Genomic DNA, 20,523 nt, shown 5'->3' with positions numbered 1-20,523 from the left:
TATGCCGTGCGGCTGGTTCGGGGCGCCGCGGAGGGGTCCGGGGCGTCACCCCCAAGGACTCTTGCTCGCCGAATCTCGTCCGTTGGCGCCGGTGCACGTCACCGTGATCGAGCCATTGGGGTAGCCGTAGAACTTCGTCGAGTTGTTGCGGCCGTTCCGAGGCTCGATGCGACCGCCGGTGCCGTCGTCGGGGTTCGACCACCCGCTGACGGAGCAGCTGATCTGACCTTGGTAGTCCTGTAGCTCGTAGCCGATGTGGTAGCAGTTCGTGCCGCACTCCTTGCCCTGCACCGGGTCGAAGCAGCCGGTCGTCCCGCACTGGCTGCCGTGGTAGACGCTGACGACCTTCGGGTTCGGCCGCGGGTCCGTCGTGCCGGTCACGAAGGCGGTCCACGGGCCGGGACCCGAGTCCTGGGCGATGGCCCGCACGCGGATCTTGCGCGACGTGGAGTAGCCGAGCCCGCTGAACGTCGTCGAGTGCGTGCCCGCACCGACGGTCGTGTTGCGGTCACCGTCGATCTGGTAGCCGGTGATCGGGCGGCCGTTGTTGGCGGCCGTGCCCCACGAGAACGTGATGCTGTTGGTGTCGTGCGTCTCGCGCAGGTTGGGCACGTCCTGCGTCGGGCCGTACGGATGCACCCGGATGGCGTTGGACATCGGCGAGCAGTAGCCCGCGGAGTTGCACGCCCGGATCGCGATGGTCCTCGACGTCGTCTCGAGCGGGCGCGTCGTGCCTGCCGACGGGCAGGCACCTCCGGTGCACGGGAACGAGCCCGTGACGCCGTCGGTCGTCCAGTGGATCCGGTCGTACGAGGCCGCGTGGGCCGACCCGATGCGGAACGTCACGTCGATCGTCTTGTCGGCACGAGGCGTCGTCGCGGTGAGCAGGGTCGGGGTGTCCGGGTAGCCGTTCGCCACGTAGGAGGCGTAGTTCGCCTTGTCGGAGGTCGCGGGACCGCCGTTGGTGGCCGTGACGACGTACTGCACCGTCTGGCCCTCGTACGGGATCGTGTCGCTCGCCGTGCGCGACTCGCCGCCCGAGCGGGTCGCGATGAGGTTCCAGGCGCCGCCGCCGGTGCGCCGGAACACGTCGTACTGGGTGATCGGCGGACCGTTCGGGTCGGTCGCCGGCCACGAGATCGCCACCTGGGCGTTCGTCTCACCGGGCACCGGCGTGCGCGGCGACAGCGCCGGGGCCGGCACGTTGGCCGGCTTGCCGAACGACTGCGCCTTGACGGTGGGGCCGAACGGACCCCAGCCCGCGCCGTTCTTGGCCTGCACGCGGATGTTGTAGGCGTCGTTGTTGATCAGGCCCGTGAGCACCTTGGTCAGGGCCGGAGCCTTGACCGGGACGATGCCCCCGGACCCCGCGCTGGTGCCGATGTCGGTGTACTGGACGCGGTAGTCGGTGACGTCGCTGCCCTCGTTGGGCGGCGCCGTCCAGTTCACGGTGAGCTTGCGGTCACCGGGGACGACGTTGCTGATGACCGTCGCCTTGGGCTTGGTGTCGGGGCGGACCGTGTTGCTCCTCGGGCTCTCGTCGGACCAGCCGACGGCGTTCTGCGAGCGGACGGTGAACGAGTAGTCCTTGCCGTTGGTGAGGCCGGTGATCGTGCACGGCGAGCTCGTACAGACCTGGCGCACCTCACCCCCGTTGCCGATGACCTCGTACTGCGCGATGGGCAGGCCGCCGTCGTAGGCCGGCGGGCGCCAGTCGACGCGGGCCGTGCTGCCGAGGATGCGGTCGGCGACGGCCACGGGCGCGTCGGTGGGGTCCGGCTTGCTCCGGACCGTCACCGTCACCTGACCGAGCGCCGCCGGACGGCCGGGAGCGTCGAGCACCCGCAGCGAGATCTTGGTGTCGTTGCGGGCCTTCTCCGACGCCGAGACCGTCAGCTGGCAGCCGCTCGTCGACGCGGTGACGCCGACTCCCGAGACGACCTGGCTGGACTGCACCGAGCACTGCGGTGCGGTGAGCGGGCTGTCGAGGTACTGGGCGAGGTTCACCGTGCGGCTCGTGCCGGCGATGAGGCCCTCGACCGTGACGGGGCGCATCGTGGCGATCGGGGGCGCGCTCGTGACGCGCACCTTGATCTTGAAGGTCTCGGCCCCACCCTTGGCCTTGACGGCGACGGCACCGGTGGTGCCGGCCTGGGCTGCGGCCTGCGCCTTGAGGACGACCTGGCGGCCACCCTGCCCGACCTGCGACAGGTCGACGCGGTCGACGGCCGGGTCCCAGGTCGCCTCGTACGCCGCGGTGCCGGAGTCGAGCCCGTCGGGCAGCCAGGCGTGGCAGAGGCGCGGGATGTCGAAGGTGCGTGCGGGGCCGTCGGCCGCGAGGAGCACCTCGTGGTCGGGGCAGCGCAGCACGGGCACGTCGGGTCCGATCTGGACGGGGACCGTGACGTACGTCTTCTGGGCCGACTTGTCGCCCGGGCCCGTCGCGTTGGTGACCTCGAGCATGAGGGCGGCCGGACCGACGTAGCCGTTCGTCGACGTCAGCGTGAGCTCGGTCGCCGACGTGACCGCGGACTGGAGGTTCTCGTCGGGCGACGTCGACACGGTGTCGGGCGAGGTGACCGAGACCTTGCCGCCACGCGGGTCGATGACGTAGTCGCCGAGCGGCACCTTCACGGTCGAGTCGGCGCCCATCTTGACGGTCTTGCCGGCCACGACGTAGGGCTGGCCGTTGTTGCCGGCCGGGACGTAGATGAGGGCCATCGCCTGCGCGCCGTCGGCGTCCTCGATGACGTACGGGACGACGCGGGCCTGGGGGCGCAGCTGGATGCGCAGCTTGCGGCCCTCACGGGTGACCCCGTCGCCGTAGAACTTCACGATCTTCAGCTGCGACTGGTCGCCGTCGAGGTCGCGGTCGTTGGCGAGCGCGTCGACGAGGATCGAGGTCTCGCCGGGCTTGACGGAACCGGTGTCGTCGACGGCCGTCGGCGGGTTGTTGAAGTCCTTCTGCCCACGGACGGTCAGGGTCGACTTGGAGGGGTCGAACAGGCCGTTCGTGATGCCGTAGGTCAGCACCTTGGCGGGGCCGACCTCGGGCACGACGACCTTGAAGGAGTCGTCCTTCTGCCGCTGGAACTGCTTGAGGACGTCCGCGTCGTTGAGGGTGGCCAGGTCGACGAACGAGACGGAGTCGCCGGCCGCGATGAGGTCGTTGGCGAGCACGTCGGCGCGGACCGTGCGACCGGGCGCGGCGACGACGTCGTCCTCGACGGCCACCGGCGGCTGCGGGTCTCCGGGCTGCACGACGCCGACGCGCACGAAGCCGTCGCTTGTCGCGCCGAACCGGTCACGCAGCTGGTAGCGGATGACCTCGGTGCCCGCGCTGCGCGGGTAGGCCTCGTAACGGATCGTCGCCGCGCCGAAGCCGACGACGCGGCCGAAGCGCAGGTCCACGGGGCCGCTGTCGTCGCCGACGATGCCGCTGACGAAGGTCAGGTCGCCGTCGGGGTCGACGCCGCTCGTCGGCACCGTGATCGACAGGGTGTCGCCGGCCGTGACGCTGGCGCTGAAGCTGCGGGCCTGCGGCGGCTGGTTGGGATACCTCACGGCGTCGGGCAGCGGGTTGATCGTCACGGTGATGCGACCGCTGCCGCCACGCCCGCGCTGGCCCTCCGGGTAGGTCGTGTACTCGAGGATGGCGGTCTTCGGGCCGGTCATCGTGGTGACCTCGGGGACGTAGCGCACGACGGTGCCCGACGCGAAGGCCTGGCCGCCGCCGGACAGCACCCGCACCTCGGGCGCGAGCTTGAGCGGGATGCCCTCGCTCATGGAGTCGTTGTCGAGGGCCGGGATCGTCACGGCGTCGCCGACCCGAACCGTGGCGACGTCGTCGACGACCGTCGGACGGATCCTCTCCTTGGGTTCGGGCTTCTGGACGACCGAGAGCTCGCCGACGGCGGTCTTCGTGCCGTCGGAGATCGTGTAGCGCACCGAGCCCTGGCGGGTCTCGGCTCCGGTCACCGGAGCCGTGGCCTGCACCCGGACCCACCGGCCCTGCACGATCGAGGCGCGCAGCCAGGCCTGGGACGACTCGACACGCTGGACGACGAGGACGTCGCTGCGCGGGCTGTAGTCGTTGGACAGGACGTCGGCGATGACCGGCGTCTGCCCACGGAGCACCGCGGCGTCGGGGGTGGCGACGGGCGGCGCGTCGTTGTCCTTGTCGGGCAGGATGTCGACGCGGATGCGCCCCGTCGCCACCCCGGCACCGACCTGCGCCGTGTAGGTCACGACCGAGGTGCCGGGCGTCTGACCCGTCACGGTCACGACGCCGGTGTCGAGGTTGGAGTCGAGCCTCAGCTGCCCCGGGCCGCGGACCGCCTGCGCGAGACGCATGCGCGCCTCGGGGTCGGTGGGGTCGGCGCCGGCGATGTCGTTGCCGAGCGGCTGCAGCTGCACGGGCTTGCCGACGACCGCGCGCACGACGTCGGGCTGCGTGCGGGGGCGGACGGGCTTCGTGTCGTCCTCGCTCAGCACGTCGAGGCTGACCGAGGACTGAGCGGTGCCGCCGCGGCCGTCGTCGACGACGTACTTGGCAACCTGGTCGCCCTTCTCGCCCTTCGCCTTGATCGTCAGGGCGCCGGATCCGTCCACGCCGGTGGTCTCGACGTCGACGGGCGTCACCTGGATCGGGTCGTTCTCGGCGTCGCGCCAGTCGGCGATCACACCGACGCGCACGGAGCCGTTCGCGACGACCGGGTAGGAGGTCTGCGCCAGACGGGCCTGGCCCGCGCGCAGCCTGGGGGCCGAGTTCACGTCGTCGGTGATGATGCGGACGGTGACCTTCGCGGTGGCCCGTCCGTTCTTGGCCGTCGTGCCGTTGTTGACGGTGTAGCTGAAGGAGAACCCCTCGGTGCGGGCCTCCTCGGGGACCGTCACCTGGACCGTCTGCCCGTCGGCGGACGGGGTGGCCTGGATGCCGGCCGCATCGGGCTGCGTGACGTCACCCGGCGAGATGGCGAGGATCGAGCCCTGGCTGTCGGAGTCGTTGTCGAGGACGTGGAGCGTGGACGTGCGACCGGGCCGCACCTGCATGACGTCCGGCTGCGCCTTGGGAGGCGTGCGGTTCTGCTGGTCGTCGAGGAGGTTCTCGTCCTTCTTCTTGTTCTTGTCGTCGGTCTGGGGCGGCGGGATGACCGAGTTCCAGTTGTCGATCTTGACCTTGTCGCGGTCGATGTCCCACACGTCGCCGGAGTCGAGGTCGTTGAGCACGATGAGACCGCGGTTGACGCGCAGCTTCACGCCGTCGGTGCGCACGCCCTTCTTCATCGCCCCGAGGTCGACCGTGTCGGCGTCGGTCGGAGAGCCACAGTTGCGGCCGTAGTACACGTTCGACGGGCCGGCCCAGGCGGCGTGGATGCAGCTGGCGAGACGCACGGGGGCCGAGAGGAAGAGCTGCTGTCCCGGCGCGCCCTGACTGAGCTTGACGCCGCCCGTCGACGGGCTGTCACCGGTCAGCGACACCTGCGACAGCTGCGACTCGTCCTGGATCAGGACCGAGGCCGCGTCGGGTCCCGGCTGCTGCAGGGCGGCGAAGGCGGGGTTGCCGGGCTCGGCGTTGCCGACCGACAGCTGCTGCGGCTCGGGCAGCGCGTCGGAGTAGAGCTTGCCCGTGCCCGAGTCCCACACGACCCAGTGGGAGCCGACGGCGGTCACCTGCGCCGACTTCGAGGAGAACTTCAGCTCGTTCATGACCGGCTTGTCGAAGGTGCTGGGTCCGGTGGGGCGCAGGACGGTGATCGTGCCCTTCGCCGCCGAGAGCGCGTAGACGGTGCCGTCGACACCGACCGCGACTGCCGCGTTGGCGCCCACCTTGGCGAGCGGCTTGGCCTGGGTCTGCAGCCCGTCGAGACCCGTGAGGCCCGCCCGCTGGTCGAAACGCTGGGCGCGCAGCTCACCCGTGGCCGGGTCGATCATCGCGACGGAGCCGCCACGGACGTCGACGGGCGGGGTGGTGAAGACGCGGTTGCCGGTCGCCGTGCTCGCCTTGGGCAGCAGGACCGCCTGCTCGGTGCGGAGCGTCCCCTCCGAGGGGTTGATCGGCACGACCTGGTTGCTCGCCCGGGTGTAGCCCAGGACGGTCGCGCCGTCCTGGAACAGGTCGAGACCCGAGCTGGCGCTCACGTCGGCGTAGACGCCGGCATCGAGCTGGCCCGCGGCCTTGTTGATGCGCCCGAAACGCGACTGCTCGGAGTTGGTCACCCAGATGCCGCCGTCGTTGAGGTCGGCCTTGCGGACCACCTCGCCCTCGCTGCGCGTCGCGAGCCAGACGAGCAGGCTCGCGACGAGTGCGACGACGACGGTGGAGATGATCCCGATCCGTCGCTTGGTGGCGGCGGTGCTCATGCGGTCCCCTGTTCGGTCGCGACCAGCCGGCCGGACCCGTTCTCTTCGGTGCGTGGTGTCTGGTTCGGTTCGGTGTGGCCGGGCGCCGTGGACGACCCGGTGGACCCGGCGGACCCGGTGGAGCCGGTGGAGTCGGTGGCGTCACCCGAGGCGGCCGGGTCGTCGAGGAGGGCGAGGTCGTCCTCGGTGACGAGCTTGGTCGAGAGGGCGTGCTCGACGAGGCGGGACTTGCGGTTGGTGGCGAGCTTGCCCACTCCACCGTGGAGGCCCCGCGTGCCCGCGTCGGCCAGCTTCTGGCAGACGTTGTCGAGCTTGCGGTTGAAGCGGGTGATGGTCCAGCCGAGGCGTTGCGCCGCAGCAGCCGAGGAGGGTATCTGGCTCGTACCCGCTTCACGCCTCCGGAGGAACGGCTCGCAGAGCGCCACGATGAGCAGCTTCTGGTCGGGCGTCAGGGAGACGCGGCCGACCGTGGCGGCACCGACCTCCTCGCCGTCGCTCGCGTCGGCGGCGGGCTCGGCAGTCACGGACTTGAAGGCCGGGCTCGCGACGTGGATCTCGAAGTCGTAGGTCGTGGGGCCGGCGGTGAACCAGACGATGAGCTTCTTCATCGCGAGCGGGATCTTGGCGCCGGGGTTGAGCCACGCCTGGAAGAGGCCCTGCTCGTCGGCGACCGTGGCCGTGAGGGTCGAGCCGGTGTTGCCCAGCCACCAGAAGCCGTTCTCGAACGAGACCACGAGGAAGGTGCGGTGCAGGTAGGGGTTGTCGTCCACCTCAACGTCGCCGGTGCGCCCGATGGTGAGACCGGTCTCGGGTGACACGGAGTACTCCTCGCCGCAGAACACGACGGTCACCTTGCTGTGGATCACGATCAGGTCCCCTAATCCCTGTCGGCACGGTCTCGGACTGGCACTCGCGGTCAACGATGTCCGGACGTGCGGTGTTACGGAAGCTTGTGGTGGTTTGGTGTTGTCCGGGTCGAGGCTGCCGTCCCGACCGCGCGCTGTCCACCCGCCGGCATACTCAGCCGCCGGCGCGAGCCGGACCTCACTGGGCGGTCTCGCACTGGACGTCCGAGCCCGGAGAGACCTGGCCAGAGCGGGACACGCGAACCGTGGCGCACACCTTCGTGCCCTTGGCCGCCTTGACCGAGTAGCTGCGGGTCGTCACCGAGACGCGCTTCGCGACGTCCGGGTTCCCTGCGTCTGAGGGTGTGGGTCCGTAGGACACTCGGAAGCTGTCCTTGGTGTCGGGCTGCGGGTAGGTCCACGAGAAGCTGACGCTGCCGGCACCGGACCGCGCGGTGACACGGGGCTTGTCGAAGACGCCGTCGCCGATGGCACTGTCGTCGCCGGGCATCCAGACCGTCGCACTCGGGGTCGGGATGGCGACCGGGTCGTCGGCCTTCGGGCGCATCACGAGGAAGGCGACGATCCCGAGCAGCACCACCACGCCGGCCACGAGCCCCCACAGCACCCCGGGCTTCGCCAGAGGCGAGGCAACCGCTGGTGCTGGAGTCGGATGTGTTTGCGTGCCAACGGTGCTCGCGGCTCGGCGCACCGTCGCCTCGTCGGAGGTGTCGGCACCCAGCCGGGCGGTCGGGCTCGAGATGGCGTCGGTCACCGCGGCGGCGCGCACGGGTGCAGCCGTCGACGTACGCGTGGGGCTGGGCATGGGTGCCGGTGACCACCGCTGCCCGCCGGCGTCGGAGCGGCGTCGCGTCTCGTCGTCGAGCACCGACGGGCTCGCGGAGGGCATGGGCGGCGCGACCGGCTGGGCCACGACGGTCTGGGGCGCCTTGATCCGGGTGCGGTCGTCCTCGTCGCCACCACGGCCGGTCGGCGAGCCCTGGGTCTGGCTGACGAGGGTCGTGTGCCCCTGCTCGTCGAGCACGACGATCGGCGTGCGGGCGAGGCGCTGCTGCTGCTCCACCGCCTGCAGGGCCCTCGCGAACTCGAGCGCCGACGCGGGACGGTGCGACGGGTCCTTGGCCATCGCTTGCGCCAGCAGGCGCTCGAGACCGGCCGGCACGTCCTGGCGGCCGGTGCGCGGGGGCGCGGTGCTGCGGATGCGCGGCATCAGCGCGTACGCGGAGTTGTCACCACCCGGCACCTCGAAGGGCGAGCGTCCGACGAGCAGCTGCCACAGCGTCGCGGCGAGCGAGTAGACGTCGGAGCGCTCGTCGCCGTTGCTCTGGCCATAGAGCACCTCGGGCGGGGCCCACGGCACGGAGACCCCGACGTCGTCGGTGGTCTCGGCCTCGACGTCACCGTCACGAGCACCGCGACCGGCGATGCCGAAGTCGGTGAGGCCCGGGGCGCCGTAGGCGCTGATGAGCACGTTGGCCGGCTTGATGTCGCGGTGGGTGATGTGGGCCCGGTGCGCCGTCTCGACCGCGCTGGCCAGCTGGATGCCGGTGCGCAGCACGTCCTCGACCGAGAACCGCTCGGCACGGGCCCGCATCGCGAGGTTGGGCGGCGGGTAGTACTTCATGACCAGGTAGGGGCGGCCGTCGTCGGACGTGCCGGAACGGAAGACCTGGACGATGTAGGGGTGGTCGCCGAGGGCGGCCATGGTGTCGGCCTCCTCGACGAACTGCTGCCGCAGCGCGTCGGTCAGGCCCTCGGACTTGAGCACCTTGACGGCCACCGGCATGCGGGGACTCTGCTGCTCGTAGAGGAAGACGTCGGCGTAGCCGCCCGAACCCAGCGGCTGCACGAAGACGAGGCCCGGGATCTTCGGGGGTGCGCCCTTCCTGCTCACGGCGCCGCCTCGAAGGTGAAGGAGACCTCGTCGGCCATCGACACGAGCGAACCCGGCTCGAGGACCTGCTGGTCGTTGGCCCGCAGTCGGACCGGTGTGTCGCCGGGCAGGGTCACCGTGGTGCCGTTCGTGGTGCCGAGGTCGCGGATGAGCACGTGCCAGCCCTCGAGGATCACCTCGACGTGGTTGCGCGAGACGTCTCGCTCGGGGCTCGGCACCTTGACGACGTGGGGCCGGTCGTGGGCCGCGAGGCCCTCGCCGAGCTTCGGGGCCCGGCCGAGGAGCACGCTGCGGTCGAGCGTCACCACGTCGCCGGTCGACAGGCGCAGCACGCCGAGCGGCGGCCGCGGCATGGTGAACGGCTCCTGGGGCGGGATGCCCGTGCCGCACACGCGGCACCGGTCGCCGTGCGGCGGCGTCGGGTGGCCGGACGAGCAGAGCACCGCGAGCACGCTGGGGCCGGAGAAGGTCTGGTTCAGGGCGGCGTTGCGTGCCTCGAGCAGGGCGCTGCGGTCGACGGTCATCTCGGTCTCGTCGTCGTCCGGTGGTGCGTCCGACGCGTCGCCCCACGCGGGCTGCGGGGCGCCGCCCGCGGTGCCTGTCGGCCCGGGAGCCGTTGCCGCAGAGGCGTTTGCGCCGGAAGCAGGACCAGCGATCGGCACGTCGAACGAGGGCTCGGCGCCGGCGCCCGGCTGGGGCGCAGACGCCGGTGCCGACGCACGTCCCGCTGCAGGTGCCGAGGGTGGCGTCGTCGCGATCGGGACCGTCGGCGGCGTGCGGAGCACCGGGGTGGCGTGCGGCACCGCCCATCCATCCTGCTGGCGCGCATCCGGCTGGGGCGCACCCGGCTGGTGCACGACCAGCGGTTCGTCGCGCACCGCAGGCGGAGGCCCGGTCGAGATGAGCGGCGTCGCCTCCGGAGCGCGGGCGCCGGGAGGTGGGGTGTTCACGGGCGGGAGCAGGCTCGGGGCCGGCGGCGGTGTGTGCCTGCCGGAGAACGTCGGCACCTCGGCCTCGGGCTTGGGTGCCGGTGCCGACGAGGGGGTGGCCCACGGCACGGACGAGATGAGGCCGCCCTCGGGCACCTCGGGCGCCGACGGGATCGGGCGTTCGGGCACCTCGGGGGCGGGGGCTGCGTTCGTCACCGCGGCGTCCGAGGTGTCGGCGACGGCCGGCACGGACAGCACCTCGTCGTCCTCGTGGGTGGGGTCGTCGTCGGCGGGCTGGGTCAGCTGCGCGAGGACCTTCCGGTGCTCGTCGGCGGCGGTCGTGTGGCCGAAGAGGTAGTCGTAGGACGGCGCGGCCGCCTGTGCCTCGCCGCCGTCCGCGTCGGGAGCACCGTCCCGGGCGACGTCTTCAGCGACGTGCGGGGCCTGAGTGGGCGGAGTCGAGTCGCTCTCCGGGACGGGACGGGCCGCCCACGTCGAGTCGACGTCGCGCGGTGGTGCCGGGGGGAGGTCGGTCGCCACGGGCGCCGCGGGAGGCCGGGCGGTTTCCGTTGCGGCTGAACGCTCTACGTCATGGGAGGTGATGGAAGGGCTTGCAGTGGAGCGGGTTTCGGCAAGGGCGGGGGCCCTCGGCGGCTCGGGCGCGGCCGGAGGGGCGACGCGGACGGGCACGGCGGGGGTGACCGAGCCCCAGGAGCGCAGGGTGGGTGCGACCGGCGACGGTTCCGGTGCCGGGTCACCGGCGACCGGCTCGGGTTCACGTGCAGAGAGCGGTGATGGGTCTGACGGGTTCGGCTGCGCCTCAGTGGGTTCAACCACTTCAGGAGCGGAATCACGTGCTGCAGAAGAGGACTCGGGCGTGGTGACGGGCCCAGCCGAAACGGCTGGCGTCTCGTCGTGGCTGGCCCAGCTGCGGCCCCAGGGCGACGTTCCCGAGCCGGCTGCCGCACCAGCGCCCTCGGCGGCAGACGGGGCGCCGAAGGTCGGAATCGCCGGGGCCGGGGACGGGGACGGGTTCGGGGGCGTCGACGGCGTCGATGGCGCCTTGCCGGCCGGCGGCCCCTCGGCCGGTGTCACGGTGGCAGGGTCCTCGACGACCGGGGCGACATCGGCAGAGCCTGCGCCACTCGCACCCCCAGGTGCCGCGGGCTGCGCACCAGGCGAGTCGGTCACCTGGCCCGCGGACTCCGGGGCAGCCCCGGCACCCGGGCCGGCCGGGACTCCTGCGACGAGGTGCTGGGGCGGCACCGGCAGCGAGCGCTCGGTCTCGTCGAGCACCCGAAGCACGACCCGCTCGGGGTGCTCGGGCAGCTCGAGGTCGGTCCACACCTTCGCGCTGGGGGCGCGAACGTCGTGCTCGGTGCCGTCGGTGAGGGTCACGAGGGCCGAGACCGGTCCGAAGGCCACGATGCGCGTGCGGGGCTGCCAGTGGACGCCCACGAAGTGGTGCGCCTTGCGCACGCCACCGGTGGTCAGCACCTCGACGACGTCGTCGATGTCGCCGCCGTCGGCGGCATCGCTCGCGGCGAGGGTGCGGTCGTCGTCCTCGTCGAGGCCGATGAGCAGGTGCATGCCAGGGCCCCCGATGTGCGTCCACCCGTCGGGGGCCCGGTCAACCACAACGGACGGGCCACTCACGTCTACGACCTGCTCTCCCCTGATGAGCCGTTCACGTTCTCGCGCGGGGTGGTGTCCTCGTCGACGTCGGAGTCGGCGTCCTGCCCCTGCACCGCGACGACGATAGCAGTGACGTTGTCGTGTCCCCCGGCCTCGACTGCCCGGCGCACGAGCTCGGTGGCGGCCTCGTCGGCGTCGTGGTGCTCGGCCAGCACGGCCAGCATCTGCTCGCGCGTCAGCTCGTTGGACAGCCCGTCGGAGCAGATGACGAAGACCTCGCCGGGGTAGGGCGGGAACACCCACGTGTCGACGACGCCCATCGGGTCGCGCCCCAGCGATCGCGTGACGACATTGCGGCCGGGATGGCGTTGCGCCTGCTCGGGCGTGATGAGGCCGCGCTCGACGAGCTCCCACACCTCCGAGTGGTCGACGGTGACCTGCGACAGCTCGCCGTCGAGACAGCGGTAGACACGGGAGTCGCCGATGTTGAACACGGCCCAGTGTCGCGACCCGCCCACCGAGACGAGGGCCAGCCCGGCGACGGTGGTGCCCATCCCGGTCTGCTCCGGGTGGCGGGCGGCGGAGCCGAGGATGCGGCGGTTGGCCTCGCCGACCTGCTCGACGATGTCGCGAACGCTCACTGCCGGGCGGTCGGCGAGCTCGACGACGGTCTCGGCGGCGATGCGGCTGGCCACCTCGCCGGCAGCGTGCCCGCCCATCCCGTCGGCGACCACGTAGACGGTGCCGTTCGTGCGTGCGGAGTCCTCGTTGTGCCGACGCACCCGCCCGACGTCGGTGGCGACACCGACGGTGATCGCGGGCAGGGTCGGCGTCATGCGCGGTCGCCCGTCGCGGCCCAGGCGGTGACGCGGACGGTGGTCAGCACCTGGCGGATCAGCTCGTAGTCCGCCTCGGCCGACGCGCCGCCGACCGCACCGGTCAGCTGGACGAGGTGTGCACCCGAGCCGGAGTCGGCCCCGGCCACGTGGAAGAGGTTGGCCTGCAGCACCGTCTCGACGTCGGGGTCGGGCCAGGTGGCGTCGCACCCGACGAACTGCGCGTCACCCAGCTCGGCGGCATACGGCTCCGACACGGCTCCGCCGCGCGAGGTCGCCATGGCCCGCAGCTGGTCGAGGGAGTCCTCGACGCGGAAGGCGGGCTCGCAGGCCTCGATGTTGACCACGACATTGGGCGCGAAGGCGCCCTCGCGGGGCAGGCGAGCGGCCATGGTGGTGCCCGGTGCGTGCACCGGCTCCCACCCCTCGGGAACCTCGAGGGCCACCGACGGCTGGCCCGGGAAGTCGTCGCTCGGGTAGGCGAGGGTGCTCATGGCTCGTTCCTTTCGGTCGTTCCCGCAGGGGTCGGGGACGGCGGCGTCAGTCAATCAAACACCTCGGGCGGTGTCAGGTCGGCCAGCGCGCCGTCACCGGCAGGGGCCGGGAACGAGGGTGCGCCCGAGCGTACGCACGCATCGGCGACGTCGCGATGGGGAGCACTCCCCTGCCGTATGCCGTCACGCCGGGCACTCGGTCAGGCGGAGCTCTCGCGCGCGGCCCACCACGTGAGCAGCTTCTCGCGGGCGGCCTCCTTGCCGATGGGCCCGTCGTCGAGGCGCACCGAGAGGAGGTAGCCGTAGGCCTCACCGAGCACCGGCCCCGGGCGGATGCCGAGCGCCTCGGCGATCTCGTTGCCGTTGAGCTCGGGGCGGACGGCGGCCAGCTCCTCCTCGGCGGCGAGCCGCTCGATGCGGACCTCCAGGTCGTCGTAGGCGCGCGAGAGCCGTTGGGCCTTGCGCACGTTGCGGGTGGTGCAGTCGGAGCGGGTGAGGCGGTGCAGGCGGCTCAGCAGCGGGCCCGCGTCGGTGACGTAGCGGCGGACCGCGGAGTCGGTCCACTGGCCGTCGCCGTAGCCGTGGAAGCGCAGGTGCAGCTCGACGAGGCGCGCGACCTGCTTGGTCGTGTCCTTGTCGAAGCGCATCGCCTTCATCCGCTTGCTCGCGAGCTTGGCGCCGACGAGCTCGTGGTGGTGGAACGAGACCCCGCCGCCGTCCTCGAAGCGGCGGGTGGCCGGCTTGCCGATGTCGTGGAGCAGGGCCGCGAGGCGCAGCACGAGGTCGGGGCCGGGCACCGACTCGGCCGGCCCGTCGGCGGGGCCCTCGAGGTCGATCGCCTGCTCGAGGACGATGAGCGAGTGCTCGTAGACGTCCTTGTGACGATGGTGCTCGTCGAGCTCGAGGCGCAGCGCGGGCAGCTCGGGCAGGAACACGTCGGCCAGGCCGGTGTCGACGAGCAGCGTGAGCCCCAGCCGCGGCGTCGGCGACAGGAGCAGCTTGGTGAACTCGTCGCGTACGCGTTCGGCCGAGATGATCGAGAGCGTGCCCGCACGCTCGGTCATGGCCGCCGACACCTCGGGGGCCACCTCGAAACCCAGCTGCGAGGCGAAACGGGCGGCCCGCATCATCCGCAGCGGGTCGTCGGCGAAGGACTCCTCCGGCGCGGCGGGGGTCATGAGGCGGCGGGCCACGAGGTCGGAGAGCCCACCCTGCACGTCGACGAACTCGAGGCTCGGCAGCCGGATGGCCATCGCGTTGACGGTGAAGTCGCGCCGCACGAGGTCACCCTCGAGGCTGTCGCCGAACATCACCTCCGGCTTGCGCGAGGTGCGGTCGTAGGTGTCGGCGCGGTAGGTGGTGATCTCGATGACGTGGGCGCCCTTGCGCAGCCCGATGGTGCCGAACTCGCGGCCGATGTCCCAGTGGGCGTCGGCCCAGCCGAGGACGACCGACAGGATCTCGTCGGGCTTCGCGTCACTGGTGAGGTCGAGGTCGGGCGAGACCCGGCCGAGGAACGCGTCGCGCACCGGGCCACCGACGAGCGCCAGCTCGTGACCTGCCGCGGCGAACCGCTCGCCGAGCTCGCCGAGCATCGGCAGCACGGGGGCGAGGCGGGCCACGGCGGCCCGCAGCAGCGGGAGGCCGGCGTCGGTGGGCGTGTCGGGTCGGTCAGGCACGCGCCCAGCCTAGTGAGCGGTCGGTGGGGCGCCGTCGGCGCCGATGACGGCCCCGTGTCGCCAACTCGACGACAGGGGCCCATGGCCCCGCCCGTTATGGTGGCGATGTGAGCGCCCAGCCCCTCCCCAGCCCCGTGCCGGGGAGGCGCCTGCCCGCCGTCGAGGAACGCTCTGCCGGCGGCATCGTCGTGGACGTGCGCGAGGGTCTCGCCCTCATCGCGATCATCGCCCGTCGCAACCGGGCCGGGCGCATCGAGTGGTGCCTGCCCAAGGGCCATGTCGAGCCCGGGGAGACGCTCGTCGAGACGGCCGCGCGCGAGGTGGCAGAGGAGACCGGCATCGTGGGCCGCGTCCTGGTCGAGCTCGGCACCATCGACTACTGGTTCGCCACCTCCAACAAGCGGGTGCACAAGTTCGTGCACCACTACCTCCTCGAGGCCACGGGCGGCGAGCTCTCGATCGAGAACGACCCCGACCACGAGGCCATCGACGTCGCCTGGATGCGGCTCGACGAGGTGCACCGCAGGCTCACCTTCCCCAACGAGCGCCGCATCGCCCAGGCGGCGTGGAACCGGCTGGCGGGGACGGCGTGACCCACCTGGGGTCGCGGCGTCCGGGATCGAGCGGGCGTCGCGTGACCCGCCTCGCTCGCCGGCTGGCTGCCACTGCGACCGTGCTCGCCGCGGTGGCGACGACGTCGGGCGGCGTCCTCGCGAGCGCCGCGCTGCCCTCCCGCCCCTGGGGGTCCCCTGCTGGTCCGGCCGCCGCGTCGGGCTCGGCCTCCGTGTCGTCGGCCACTCCACGCCCCCGAGCCGTCACCCCTGCCCGTGACGTCGCGGTCGTCGTGCTCGACTCGATGCGGCCCGCCGTCGTCGCCCCCGGCACCGACCTCACGATCACCGGGTCGGTCACCGCTCCGCTCACCGGGCCGCTCACCGGGCCCACCGTGCGGGTCGTGAGGGGTGACGTCGTCGTCAACCAGCGCGCCGCCCTCGACGGCTGGGCGTCCGGTCGTACGGCGAGGTCCGGCCCCACGATCGACAGCACCGCCCTGCCCGGCGTCGCCGCGGGACAGACCCGTACCTTCACCGCCACGGTGCCCTGGCGTCAGCTTCGCTCCGACGACGCCTTCGCCGCCGTGCCGATCTCGGTCGAGGTGGTCCAGCAGGGAGCGAGCCAGCCCACCGGCAGCACGCGCACGTTCGTCGCCTGGAACGGGCGCAAGGAGTACGTGCCGCTCAAGGTGGCCACCGTGCTGCCCGTGACGCTGGACCCCGACGTCGACCTGTTCTCGCGCGACGACGCCACCCGTGAGACCGCCTGGGAGCGCGCCATCGGCGCCGGTTCGCGCGTGGAGCGCATCGTCACCGGCACCCGCGGCACGTCGGTCACCCTCGCCGTCGACCCCGCGGTGCTCGGCACGGCCCCGGCCGGCGGGCAGGCCCCCACGGGACCCACGTCGACGGGCAGCCCGACGCCCAGTGGCACGGGGACGTCCGCCACGCCCGGCCCGACCGGCACCCCGGCACCGAACGGCACCACTCCCGGGACGACCTCTGGCACGACCCCGACCACGCCCTCCCCGACGGGCACCGCACCGACGCCCACCCCGACGCCCACCTCGTCGGCCACTCCGACGGGGCAACCCACCCAGTCGGCGGCGGCCCAGGCCATCGCCCGCCTCGGCGACACGCTGCGCTCCCAGCTGAGCGGACGCACCCTCTGGGCCCTCCCGTACGCCGACGCCGACATCGCGGCCACCGTGGGCACCGCGCCCGCCAACTCCCTCGTGCGCGACCTCGTCAGCCGCGCAGCCGGGCTGGCCCAGCGAGTCGGCCAGCCCGTCCGCTCCGACATCGTCTGGCCCGTCGACGGCCTGCTCCCCGGCGGACGCGAGCAGGGCATCCGCACGCTGCTGTCGGCGACCCCGGTCAAGAAGCCCGCCGGCATCGTCGTCAACGCCACGGCGGTGACGAAGCCGTCGGCATACACGCCCAGCGCGCGACGGGTGGCGGCGGGCGGCACCCGGCTGCTCGCGTACGACCCTCGCCTGTCGGCCCTGCTGCCCAAGCGCACCGACCCGAGCCCGGTGCTCTCGACCCAGCGCTACCTGGCCGAGTCTCTCGTGCTGCTCGGCGAGCGCGCCGGCACGCAGCGCTCGGTGCTCGTCGCCGCACCCCGCTCCTACGACCCCGACGAGGCGGGTCTGGCCTCCTTCCTCTCCGCGACGGCGAGCGCGCCGTGGCTCGAGCCGGTCGACGCCGCCTCGCTGCTCACCGACAGCGGCGGCGACAAGGCCGAGGTACAGTCGAGGCCCACGACTGCCGTCGCGTCGGCCGCGGCCAGACCGGTGCTCGACGCCGGCCGGCTCAGGCAGATGGCCGACCAGCGCGACACGCTGCTCAGCGTCTCCTCCGTCCTGCGCGACGGCGAGCAGTTCGAGCGCACCTACCGCGAGGTGCTCGACGAGCTCGCCAGTGCCCGCTGGCGCGACCGACCGACGTCGTGGGGGACCCTCGCGAGCTCCGTCGCGACCGACGTGCGCGCCGCGACGAGCGCGATCCGGGTCGTGCCCCGCACGAGCACCATCAACCTGCTCGCCGAGAACGGCACGCTGCGCATCACCCTCGAGAACGGCCTCGACTACACCGTCGACGGCATCCGGCTGCGGCTCGTGCCCGACAACCCGCGCATCCGCGTCGTCACGCAGCCCGACCCCATCTCGATCGGTCCCGGGTCGCGCACCAACGTCCCCGTCGAGGTGGCCGCCGTCGCCGCCGGACGGGCCCAGATCCGGGCCTTCCTCACCACGGCCGACGGCACCGTCATCGGTTCCTCGGCGACGATCCCCGTCGCTGCCAACCCCCTCGACGGGGCCATCTACTGGGTCGGCGGGGTGCTCGCCGGGCTCGTGCTCCTCGCGGGCGTCCTGCGCGCCGTGTTCAAGGGCACGTCGCGTGTCGACGAGATCGCCGACATCGAGGCGGTCACCGCGGCACACCAGACGCTCGGCGATGCGGACGACAGGGATCGGCACTGACTCGTCCTAGGATGGGTGCCGAGCCACGCATCCACGCACACCAGGACGAGGAGGGTGACGCACGTGCAGGGAGTCGGACCTGGATCCGTCCTCGGCGGCCGCTACGCGGTGACGCTGCGCACCTCCGAGGGCACTCACCACGAGCGCTGGCGCGCCAACGACCACACCCTTGAGCGCGAGGTCGTGCTCGTCTGCTTCCCGGCCGCCTCGTCGGTGGCCGCCCCCGCGCTCGACGCCGCCCGCCGTGCCGCGGGCATCGAGGACCCCCGCCTCGTACGCGTTCTCGACGTGGGCACCGACCGCGGCGTCGGGTTCATCGTCGAGGAGCCCCTGACGGGTGCCACCGCCCTGTCCCACCTGCTGCAGGGCGGCGGCCTCTCGGCCGACGAGGTGCGTCGCCTCACCGGCGAGGCCGCGACGGCGCTCGAGAAGGCCGGGCACCGCGGGCTGCACCACCTGGCGCTCACCCCGAGCTCGCTGCTGCGCATGCCCGACGGCGCCGTCAAGGTGCGCGGGCTCGCCACCGAGGCCGCCCTCACCGACACCGACCGCCTGTCCGACGAGCGGGCCTCGCGCGCCGACGCCGTCGGGCTCGTCAAGATCGCGTATGCCGGCCTCACCGGTCGCTGGCCGATGGTGTCGGTCGACGACGGGCTGATTCCCGCCGGTGGCCCGGTCGGCCTCGAGCCGGCCCCGACCATCGTCGGCGGAGTCGCGGCTCCGTCCGAGATCGCCGTCGGCGTCCCCAACGACCTCGACCTCATCTGCCGCATGACGCTCGCGAGCGGCAACCGCGGCCCGGTCTCCCCCGGTGACCTGGCGCTGCAGATCGCGCCTTGGGCGACCGAGCAGGCGACCTCCGACGGCGCCACCGGCATCCGCCTGCGCAACCGCGAGGAGTTCGAGCCCACGCGTGTCCTGCCCGCCGTCGGCGCGGGCGCAGCAGCGGTCGGGGCCGGCGCAGGTGCTGCGTCTGCCGCCGGTGTCGCGGGTGCGAGCCCGGCCGGTGACGCCAGCGCTACCGAGACGATGTTCTTCGACAGCCTCCCCGACGAGCAGCACGCCTCCTCGGTGGAAACCCCAGAGCGGCCCGTGGCCGCAGCGGCCGAGCGTGCCTCCGCGGGCATCGCCGCCGGGGCGGCTGCGGCCGGCGCGGCCGCAGCCGGCGTCGCCAGCGTCATCGGTGACCGCGTCGGCTCGTTCGCACGCGCAGCCGCCGACAAGGCCGCTGCCCGGGCCGCCGAGCGCCGATCGGCCCACGACGACTTCGACGGCGAGGAGATCGGCCTCGACGACGCCCTCGACGAGGCGCCCACCACCCGGCTCGAGCCGCCACTGCCGGTCTTCGGTCACGACGTGCCCGAGTCGCCGAGCGGGGCCCAGTCACGCATCGCCCTGGCCATCGTCGGCGTGCTCGTGCTCGTCGCGCTCGTCATCGGCATCCAGAACGTCGCCAAGATCGGCCAGCACGATGGCCCGGTCGGCGCCGTGACCGTGACCAAGACGCGCGCCCCGAGCGCCTCGCAGGCCCCGAAGCCCACCACGACCAAGCCGCCGGCCGCCACGACCACCGCTCCGCCCGCCGCCGGTCCCGTGTCGATCGTCGGGGGCCGCGGCTTCGACCCCCAGGACGGCAACGAGGCCGACCAGAACGTCAAGCGCGTCTTCGACGGCAACCCCGGCGAGGGCTGGCGGTCCCGCTGGTACGGCACCCCCACGTTCAACGGCGACAAGGACGGCGTCGGCGTCGTGCTCGACCTCAGCAGCCCCACGGTGGTCAAGGAGGTCGACCTCGTCCTCGGCGCCGCCCAGGACGTCACCGTCTACGCCACCGACTCCGACTCCACGAAGTCGCTCGACGGAGCCCAGGAGGTCGGCTCGGCCACCGGCGCCAACGGCACCGTCACGATCAAGGCCGGAGGCGGGCTCAAGCCCGCGAGCAAGATCGTCGTGCTCATCACCAAGGCCGGGCCCGCCGAGTCCGACCGCCGCTACCGCGCCCAGATCAACGAAGTGACGGTGCGCTGACCGATGACCCCGGGGGTTGCCGCCCCGATCGCCGAGCTGAGCGACCGGGAGCTGCTCACGCTGCACGTCGCCGGTGACGACCACGCGTTCGCCGAGCTCTTCCGGCGCCACAAGGACCGCATGTGGGCGGTCGCGCTGCGCACGGTGCGCGACCCCGAGCTCGCCGCCGACTGCGTGCAGGACGCCTTCATCGCCGCCTTCCGGCGCGCCGAGTCCTTCCGCGGTGAGGCCGCGGTGACCACCTGGCTGCACCGCATCGTCGTCAACGCCTGCCTCGACCGGCTCCGCCGTCGCAAGCCGACGACCGAGCTGCCCGAGTACGACCTCGCCGACCGCCACGACCACTACGCCTCCACCGAGGTGCGCCTCGACATCCAGGAGGCCCTCGCCACGCTGCCCGAGGGCCAGCGCGCCGCCCTCGTGCTCGTCGACATGCACGCCGTCCCGGTCGCCGAGGCCGCCGTCATCCTCGGCGTCGCCGAAGGCACGATCAAGTCGCGGTGCGCCCGGGGGCGTGCTGCGCTGGCGCAGCACCTGGGCCTCACCCCGGGCCGGCGCCCGGTCGAGCGGGACTGACAGGGGCGACCCGGCGCCAGTCGTCGGAGCCCGACCCGCCTCACCGACCGGATGGCCGACCGGATCCGTCGAAGGTGGTTGAATCCGGTGGAACCTCGATGGGTACAGGGACCGTCGAAGCCTCGGCGTGCGGCATACCTGCGCGCGCCGGCACGACCCCCGCACGCACTGCCCGAAGGACCC

At 72.8% G+C, this 20,523-nt stretch carries 10 protein-coding genes and 1 pseudogene; 4 read left to right on the top strand and 7 right to left on the bottom strand.

All coding sequences use genetic code 11. From position 1 onward, the window contains the following. Positions 1–45 precede the first annotated feature (45 nt). The 7 genes and pseudogenes from ACXR8F_RS05365 to ACXR8F_RS05335 form a co-directional block, all read right to left on the bottom strand. Positions 46–6,363 carry an Ig-like domain-containing protein gene (locus ACXR8F_RS05365; protein WP_458799051.1) on the bottom strand — a complete coding sequence of 2,106 codons (6,318 nt, stop codon included), beginning with the start codon at positions 6,361–6,363 and terminating at the stop codon, positions 46–48. 161 nt (positions 6,364–6,524) lie between these two features. Further along, positions 6,525–7,229: pseudogene (locus ACXR8F_RS05360) on the bottom strand (hypothetical protein); the annotation flags it as partial. A 178-nt stretch (positions 7,230–7,407) separates the two neighbouring features. After that, positions 7,408–9,123 carry a serine/threonine-protein kinase gene (locus tag ACXR8F_RS05355; RefSeq protein WP_458799050.1) on the bottom strand — a complete coding sequence of 572 codons (1,716 nt, stop codon included), beginning with the start codon at positions 9,121–9,123 and terminating at the stop codon, positions 7,408–7,410. After that, the gene (locus ACXR8F_RS05350) at positions 9,120–11,642 is read right to left on the bottom strand and encodes an FHA domain-containing protein (protein ID WP_458799049.1); all 2,523 of its coding nucleotides are present in this window, start codon (positions 11,640–11,642) and stop codon (positions 9,120–9,122) included. Before ACXR8F_RS05350 ends, ACXR8F_RS05355 begins: the two co-directional genes overlap by 4 nt. A gap of 68 nt (positions 11,643–11,710) precedes the next feature. Beyond that, positions 11,711–12,523, bottom strand: coding sequence for a PP2C family protein-serine/threonine phosphatase (locus tag ACXR8F_RS05345; protein WP_458799048.1), 813 nt, complete (start codon positions 12,521–12,523; stop codon positions 11,711–11,713). Beyond that, positions 12,520–13,017: a hypothetical protein gene (locus ACXR8F_RS05340; protein WP_052677135.1), complete on the bottom strand. Its 498-nt coding sequence runs from the start codon at positions 13,015–13,017 to the stop codon at positions 12,520–12,522. Before ACXR8F_RS05340 ends, ACXR8F_RS05345 begins: the two co-directional genes overlap by 4 nt. Before the next feature lie 200 nt (positions 13,018–13,217). Then, the gene (locus ACXR8F_RS05335) at positions 13,218–14,696 is read right to left on the bottom strand and encodes a CCA tRNA nucleotidyltransferase (RefSeq protein WP_458799047.1); all 1,479 of its coding nucleotides are present in this window, start codon (positions 14,694–14,696) and stop codon (positions 13,218–13,220) included. Between the two features lie 107 nt (positions 14,697–14,803). Here ACXR8F_RS05335 and ACXR8F_RS05330 point away from each other — a divergent pair, with 107 nt between their 5' ends. Genes ACXR8F_RS05330 through sigM form a run of 4 tightly spaced genes read left to right on the top strand, consistent with a single transcriptional unit; the run spans position 14,804 to position 20,340 of the window. Further along, positions 14,804–15,289, top strand: coding sequence for an NUDIX hydrolase (locus ACXR8F_RS05330; RefSeq protein ID WP_045189055.1), 486 nt, complete (start codon positions 14,804–14,806; stop codon positions 15,287–15,289). A gap of 41 nt (positions 15,290–15,330) precedes the next feature. Beyond that, positions 15,331–17,736, top strand: a complete 2,406-nt coding sequence (locus ACXR8F_RS05325; RefSeq protein WP_458799046.1) for a DUF6049 family protein — start codon at positions 15,331–15,333, stop codon at positions 17,734–17,736. A gap of 54 nt (positions 17,737–17,790) precedes the next feature. Then, positions 17,791–19,764, top strand: coding sequence for a protein kinase family protein (locus tag ACXR8F_RS05320; RefSeq protein WP_458799045.1), 1,974 nt, complete (start codon positions 17,791–17,793; stop codon positions 19,762–19,764). Positions 19,765–19,767: 3 nt separating this feature from the next. Beyond that, positions 19,768–20,340 (top strand): RNA polymerase sigma factor SigM, encoded by a 573-nt coding sequence (sigM, locus tag ACXR8F_RS05315; RefSeq protein ID WP_045189050.1) that lies wholly within the window; start codon positions 19,768–19,770, stop codon positions 20,338–20,340. Positions 20,341–20,523 lie beyond the last annotated feature (183 nt).

The organism is Terrabacter sp. AAH1 (assembly GCF_054456855.1).
Note: the sequence above shows the minus strand (reverse complement) of the source record. Positions and strands in the feature narration are given on the sequence as shown.

Excerpts from the sequence above, each read along its gene's own strand:
- ACXR8F_RS05365 (WP_458799051.1), bottom strand. The coding sequence starts at position 6,363 with ATGAGCACCGCCGCCACCAAGCGACGGATCGGGATCATCTCCACCGTC.
- ACXR8F_RS05340 (WP_052677135.1), bottom strand. The coding sequence starts at position 13,017 with ATGAGCACCCTCGCCTACCCGAGCGACGACTTCCCGGGCCAGCCGTCG.
- ACXR8F_RS05345 (WP_458799048.1), bottom strand. The coding sequence starts at position 12,523 with ATGACGCCGACCCTGCCCGCGATCACCGTCGGTGTCGCCACCGACGTC.
- sigM (WP_045189050.1), top strand. The coding sequence starts at position 19,768 with ATGACCCCGGGGGTTGCCGCCCCGATCGCCGAGCTGAGCGACCGGGAG.
- ACXR8F_RS05350 (WP_458799049.1), bottom strand. The coding sequence starts at position 11,642 with ATGCACCTGCTCATCGGCCTCGACGAGGACGACGACCGCACCCTCGCC.